The organism is Pseudomonas sp. (assembly GCF_050739995.1).
Classification (GTDB): Bacteria; Pseudomonadota; Gammaproteobacteria; order Pseudomonadales; family Pseudomonadaceae; genus Aquipseudomonas.
The window spans coordinates 1-6,092 of record NZ_JBOICG010000369.1 but is presented as its reverse complement, the minus strand read 5'-3'; the positions used below and the strand labels follow the sequence as shown (position 1 = coordinate 6,092).

Sequence of the window (6,092 nt, the reverse complement as noted above, 5' to 3'; positions counted from 1 at the left end):
GGGGGCAAGCCCCCTCCCACATTTGGTTTTGCGTATGGCTGAAATTACTCGGCTTTGTCCTTGGCCTGGTGCTTGACAATGATGTCCACCAAACGCTTGGCCAGCGCCGGGTAGTTCTCATCGAAGTGATGACCGCCTGGCAGTTTCACGGCTTCGCCCACGGCAGTCTTGTCGGTACAGCCGCTCTCGTCGACTTCTTCGGCACCGTAGATGCACACGACTTTGTCAGCCGGTAGCTTGGCCATTTCCGGGCCGGTGGCGGCTTCTTTGCCCGCGTTGCCCAGCCAGCCTTCCACTTCGATTTCAAAGCTGCCGGTACGTGCGAATGCCAGCAGGATGATCGCGTCGACGCGTTGCTGTTCGTTTTCCGGCATGCGGTTGTAGATAGCCGGGAGCACGTCGGCACCGAACGAGTAACCGGTCAGCACGAAGCGCTTGGTGCCCCACTTCTGCCGATAGTGTTGCATCAGCTCGGTAAGGTCCTTGGCGCTTTGTTCCGGGGTCTTGTGCTGCCAGTAGTAGCGCAGGGTATCGATGCCGACGACCGGGTAGCCGATCTTGGCCATTTCACCGGCCACGTCACGGTCCAGGTCACGCCAGCCGCCGTCACCGGAGAGGAACAGGGTAACGGTGTCCTTGGCTTGGCCGGCCGGTACTTCAACCACGGGAATCGCCAGGCCGCCGTTGTCGGAGCCGACCAATTGCTTGCGCAGCTCGTTGTTCAGCACTTGTGGGTAGTGAATGTCGTAGTCGCTGATGCTGGTGGTGGCGCGTGGGGTATCACGAACGAAACTGGCGCTTTCGTCGTCAGGGTTATCGTTCCAGGCTACCAGCCAGTTGCCATGGGCGGCGGTTTTCGGCAGCGGATCTTTGCAACCTTCTTGTACTAAAGCGAAGCCGACGGAGATGGCGTTGGCCTTGTCATCGTTCTGTGTGGCGAGCCAGCGCCACGCCAGGGCTGCACCCGGGCCGATGCCGCTGACCAGGGTCGCCGGGCCTTTAAGCTGAGCCAGGGCGCCTTGCAGCGCTTGTTCCTGCAATTTGCAGTCGTCTTTTGGCAGAACCACCTGAACGATTTGTGCCGAACCGCCTTGGCTCAGGGCAATCAGCTGGCTGTCGGTCAGGGTTTCGTCGGCCATGACGGCCACGGCCACTCGGGCTTTTGCCGAGCCAGCAGGGGTCACACGGGTCAACACGGAACCGTCGGCCTGGGGCATTTGCTCCAGGGTCGGCTGTGGGGCAGGGCGGTTCCAGTACCAGAAGCCACCGCCTGCAATCAGGGCGAGCAGCACTACTATGGCCAATACATACCGCCAGGAGCGTCGAATCATCAGCGTTTCACCAATCCAGTCAAGCCGCCTGCAATCAGGGCGGCGGTATCGGCCAGTGCCACCAGCGGATCAAGTCCTGCGGGCACGGCCATGTAACGGGGTTCCCAGTCGGGCTGGAACTTGTCTTTGAAGCGGCGCAAACCTTGGAAGTTATACAGTTGCTCGCCACGGCGGAACACCATCGACCCCAAACGTTGGGTCAGTGGTGCGCCACGGCGTGGTTGCAAGCCCGACAACGGCACCATGCCGAGGCTGAAGCGGGCGTAGTCATGGTTCTTATAATGTTGAATCAGGCCAACCATCATGAACTCCATGGTCAGCTTGGGCGCGTCGGGGTGGGCGCGCATCAGGTCGAGGCTGGCCAGGTCGTGGTTGTAGGTCTCGAGCAGGTTGGCGAAGGCTACCGGGCGCCCTTCGAAGCGAATGATCGCAATTCTGAAGTGCTTGAGGTAGTCGTCGCTGAAGCGGCCCAGGGAGAAGCCCTTTTCCCGTACGTTCTTGCCAGTCAGCCAGGCATCGGAGATGACTTTGAGTTCATCCATGGGCGCCTGGCCCTGATCGAAGATCTCCAGGGACAGGCCGTCCCGGGTGCCACGGTTCCAGGTGTAGCGCAGGTCCTTCATCTCTTTGCCCTTGGCTTCCAGGTCAAAGCGTTTCAGGTCGACGCGGGCTTCTTCGCCCAGTTTGATCGCGGTGAGGCCGATGTCCATGTAGTACGGCAGGTTCTCGGCGCGCACCTGGTAGAACACCGGGCGGGCGTGATGGATGTCGCACAGGTCGCGGAACTGCCAGATCATTTCGGCGCGCGGTTGGGTCGGGCCGATAGGGTCGTAGAGCGCTACCAGGCTGCGCCCACGACGGGCGTACATCAGGAACGCTTCGTCGTTGGGGTGGAACAGCAACGCCTTGTCGCCGGTCAGTGCGAGGCCGCCATCGGGCTGGGAGGAAGCCATCAGGATCTTGGTGGCGCGTTCCAGTTCATCCGGCGTCGGCAAGTGGATGATCGGGCGTGCAGTCCGCAGCAGCCAGGTCAGCGACACGATGACCAGCAACACCGCCGCGCCCAGCAGAGAGCGCAAGCCACGGGGGGCGTTGGCATCCAGGGTGAATTGCCACCACAGTTGGTGACTGTAGGGTACGTCTTGATAGGCAAACAGCAGCAGCCAGATCGAGGCCCCCAACACACACACGCTGGCCACCAGGTACAGCGGCGAGAACGGCAGTTCGGTCAGGCGACTGGCGCGGTAGAACGAACGACGGAAGATCGCCAGCAACACCGCGGTCATGATCATCAGGCTGGCTTCTTCCCAATCGAAGCCTTTGAGCAGCGAGAGCAGGGCGCCGGTCAACAGCAGCACCATGGTCAGCATCCAAGCTGCGGACAAGCGTCGACGCAAACCTTGGGCCAGCAGTAGGCACAGTACGCCGATCAAGCTGGCACCAAAGTGCGAGGCGTCAATCAGGCGGTGGGGAATCAGGAAGCCGATGTTCTCCAGGCGTGAGTCGATTTCCGGGGTTGCGCCGGAAAACAGCAGGACCACGCCGGACAAAAAAACCAGTACGGCCAATACCGGCGCCGCCAGGCCTGAGGCCACCCGCAGGCTCTGCTGGGTTTGGAACAGGCGCTGAGCTTCGTTGACCAGCAGGAAGATGCAGGCGATCAACAGCGGCAGTACCACGTAGATCATCCGATACAAGAGCAAGGCGGCAGCCAACGGTGCCGCGCCGAGCTTGTCGGCGAACGCGGCCAGCAGGATTGCTTCGAAGACACCGACCCCGCCCGGAACATGGCTGAGTACGCCTGCGGCCAGGGCCAGCAGGTACACCAGCAGGAATGGGCCGAACGGCGGCGCTTCTGGCAGCAGCATATAAAGGACGGTGGCGGCAGCGGCGACGTCCAGTGCGGTAATGATCAGTTGCAGGAAGGTCAGGCGACGGCCCGGCAAGCGCAAGGTGCGGCGCCCGGCCTTGACCAGCAGGTTGTCCGGGTAAGGTTGTTCCGGCAGGCGGCGACGATAAATGCCGATGCACAGCACCGCCGACAGCACCAGCACGGCTCCGGCAATGCCGCCTAGCAGGCTTTGCGGCAAATGCAGGTAGGTGGACGCCGCCGGCAGGTTGCTCAGCGTGGCCAATGCGGCCAGCGGCGGCAGGGCAGTACCCAAGGCCAAGCTGGCGAACACGGTCATGTGGGCGACTTCCGCCGCTCCGACGCCATGGCGTGCATATAAACGGTAACGCACTGATCCGCCCGAGAGCATCGACAGACCGATGGCATTGCCAATGGCAAAGGCGGTGAAGCCACCCATGGCCAGGGTCTTGGCGGGGAGTTTCACACCGGCATAGCGGGCGCCGGAGAATTCATAGCCCAGCAGAATGATGAAACCGGCGACCGCTGCGGCGAACGCACCCAGCAGGGCCGGCTTGGGCACTTCCAGGATCGAGTCGTGGAGGGCATACAGGTCCAGTTCCAGCAACAGGTGTCGGCAGGCGATCAGGGCGATTGCGAACAGCAACAGGGTGACGGCCAGCCCGATGGGTTGACGGTACTTGCTCAACAGATCCAGCCAACGCAAGCGGGTGGGTGTGATCGGTTGTTCTGCTGTGACGGTGTCTTGTGGTTCAGACGAGTTGGCGCGCATCAATCACCTCGTGGATTGTGCGCGACAGGATGGAGGTATCCAGCCAAGTTACCAATCCCTATGGACAAAATAATTACAAATATTAACGCTTATCGCCGGGTGCGGCGACTGCGGCCATTGGTCGTAGAGGGTCGTGCTTGAGTACTGAGCATAGCTTGCAATGACATGGACTCCGCAAACCGTGTACGGTTTCATGAAAGATGCCATGTCATTGTTTCAGAAGAACTTTTTCACCGGATACAAAAAAGGCCACTCTTTCGAGTGGCCTTTTTTGATGTTTGGTTGCGGGAGCCGGATTTGAACCGACGACCTTCGGGTTATGAGCCCGACGAGCTACCAGACTGCTCCATCCCGCGTCTGTGGGCGGCATTCTACAGCCCAGCGGCGAGGTGTCAACCGTTAATAGGCTGATGGGTCAAATAAGTGTGAATTAGCGGCTTAGGCAACCTAAGTCCGCGATTGAAAACGCTTTTGTAGTGAGCGGGCTTGTCCCGCGCCGGGCTGCTCCGCAGTCCGTAGGGAAGTTCACGCTGTCTTGAAAAGGAAAAATCAGCGCGCACAAAAAAGGCCACTCTTTCGAGTAGCCTTTTTTGATGTTTGGTTGCGGGAGCCGGATTTGAACCGACGACCTTCGGGTTATGAGCCCGACGAGCTACCAGACTGCTCCATCCCGCGTCTGTGTGTCGGCATTCTACAGAGGAACGCTGGTGTGTCAACCGATGATTCTAAGAAAAGCGCTTGTGGTTCAATTGGTTAGCGCTAAATGGCATGCCCGGAAAGGGCGCGGGGCCAGTGTGGCTGCGGCTTTCAGCTCTATTGGAAGGCTGAATTCGATTGAGAAAATAAATCTGTCGGCGAAATCTCCTACCGCTCGGGCGGAAGATTCAAACTACTGGTGCTATATACAGGTGTGAGTGCGATACTGGCTACCCGTTGGATCACCCCCCTGTTTATATGACGCAGCGCAAAATCATCCACGTCGACTGTGATTGCTTCTACGCCGCCATCGAGATGCGCGACGACCCGAGCCTGGCGCAAAAGCCTCTGGCTGTCGGTGGCTCTGCGGATCGGCGGGGCGTGATTGCCACCTGCAACTACGAAGCGCGGGCGTATGGGGTACGTTCGGCAATGTCGTCGCGTCATGCCCTGAAGCTGTGCCCGGACCTGACCATCGTCAAGCCGCGCATGGATGCCTATAAAGAAGCGTCGAAGGAAATCCAGACGATCTTTCGTGACTACACCGACTTGATCGAACCCCTGTCCCTGGACGAAGCCTACCTGGATGTTTCTGACAGCCCGCATTTCGGTGGTAGCGCCACACGTATTGCCCAGGACATTCGCCGCCGCGTCTCCAACCAGCTACACATCACCGTATCCGCAGGTGTGGCGCCGAACAAGTTTCTGGCCAAGATCGCCAGCGATTGGAAGAAGCCCAACGGCCTGTTCGTGATTACCCCGGATCAGGTCGAGGACTTCGTCTCCCAATTGCCTGTGGGCAAGTTGCACGGTGTGGGCAAGGTCACGGCCGACAAGCTGGCGCGCCTGGGCATTGAAGACTGCTTGCAGCTGCGTGAATGGAACAAGCTAGCGCTGGTGCGCGAATTCGGCAGTTTTGGCGAGCGACTTTGGAGCCTTGCTCGCGGGATCGATGATCGCGTGGTACAGAATGACAGCCGGCGGCAGTCCATCAGCGTGGAAAATACCTACGATGTTGACTTGCCGGATCTTTCAAGCTGCCTGGCCAAACTTCCCGAATTGATGGAAACCCTGGCCGGGCGCATGGCACGCATCGACAGCAGTTACCGTGCGGGCAAGCCATTCGTTAAGGTGAAGTTTCATGACTTTACCCAGACGACCTTGGAGCAGGCGGGGGCAGGGCGGGATTTGGAAAGTTATCAACAGCTGCTGACGCAGGCGTTCAATCGGGGTGGGAAACCGGTGCGGTTGCTGGGGATTGGGGTGAGGTTGCTGGACCTGAGCGGTGGCAACGAGCAATTAGAGTTCTCCTGGTAAAAGCCGGGAGCAACATGTGGGAGGGGGCTTGCTCCCGATTGCGGTCTATCAGTCAGTTTATGCATAGCTGACACACTGCTATCGGGAGCAAGCCCCCTCCCACATT

General features: G+C 59.7%; 3 protein-coding genes and 2 tRNA genes. 1 reads left to right on the top strand and 4 read right to left on the bottom strand.

Annotation, left to right across the window (positions count from 1 at the left end):
- Positions 1 to 44 precede the first annotated feature (44 nt).
- The 4 genes from ACRESD_RS12310 to ACRESD_RS12295 form a co-directional block, all read right to left on the bottom strand.
- A complete protein-coding gene (locus ACRESD_RS12310; protein WP_431751142.1) occupies positions 45 to 1,331 on the bottom strand; it encodes a virulence factor family protein in 1,287 nt (428 codons plus the stop codon).
- Positions 1,331 to 3,973 carry a bifunctional lysylphosphatidylglycerol flippase/synthetase MprF gene (mprF, locus tag ACRESD_RS12305; protein ID WP_431751141.1) on the bottom strand — a complete coding sequence of 881 codons (2,643 nt, stop codon included), beginning with the start codon at positions 3,971 to 3,973 and terminating at the stop codon, positions 1,331 to 1,333. Before mprF ends, ACRESD_RS12310 begins: the two co-directional genes overlap by 1 nt.
- Before the next feature lie 279 nt (positions 3,974 to 4,252).
- Positions 4,253 to 4,329, bottom strand: a tRNA-Met gene (locus ACRESD_RS12300).
- 242 nt (positions 4,330 to 4,571) lie between these two features.
- A tRNA-Met gene (locus tag ACRESD_RS12295) sits at positions 4,572 to 4,648 on the bottom strand.
- Positions 4,649 to 4,927: 279 nt separating this feature from the next.
- On the opposite strand from ACRESD_RS12295, the gene dinB reads away from it, so the two are divergent.
- The gene (gene dinB / locus ACRESD_RS12290; RefSeq protein WP_431751140.1) at positions 4,928 to 5,986 is read left to right on the top strand and encodes a DNA polymerase IV; all 1,059 of its coding nucleotides are present in this window, start codon (positions 4,928 to 4,930) and stop codon (positions 5,984 to 5,986) included.
- Positions 5,987 to 6,092: the final 106 nt, after the last annotated feature.

Bases quoted from the DNA above. Each gene is read 5' to 3' on its own strand.
- ACRESD_RS12310 (WP_431751142.1), bottom strand. From the start codon at position 1,331: ATGATTCGACGCTCCTGGCGGTATGTATTGGCCATAGTAGTGCTGCTC.
- mprF (WP_431751141.1), bottom strand. From the start codon at position 3,973: ATGCGCGCCAACTCGTCTGAACCACAAGACACCGTCACAGCAGAACAA.
- dinB (WP_431751140.1), top strand. From the start codon at position 4,928: ATGACGCAGCGCAAAATCATCCACGTCGACTGTGATTGCTTCTACGCC.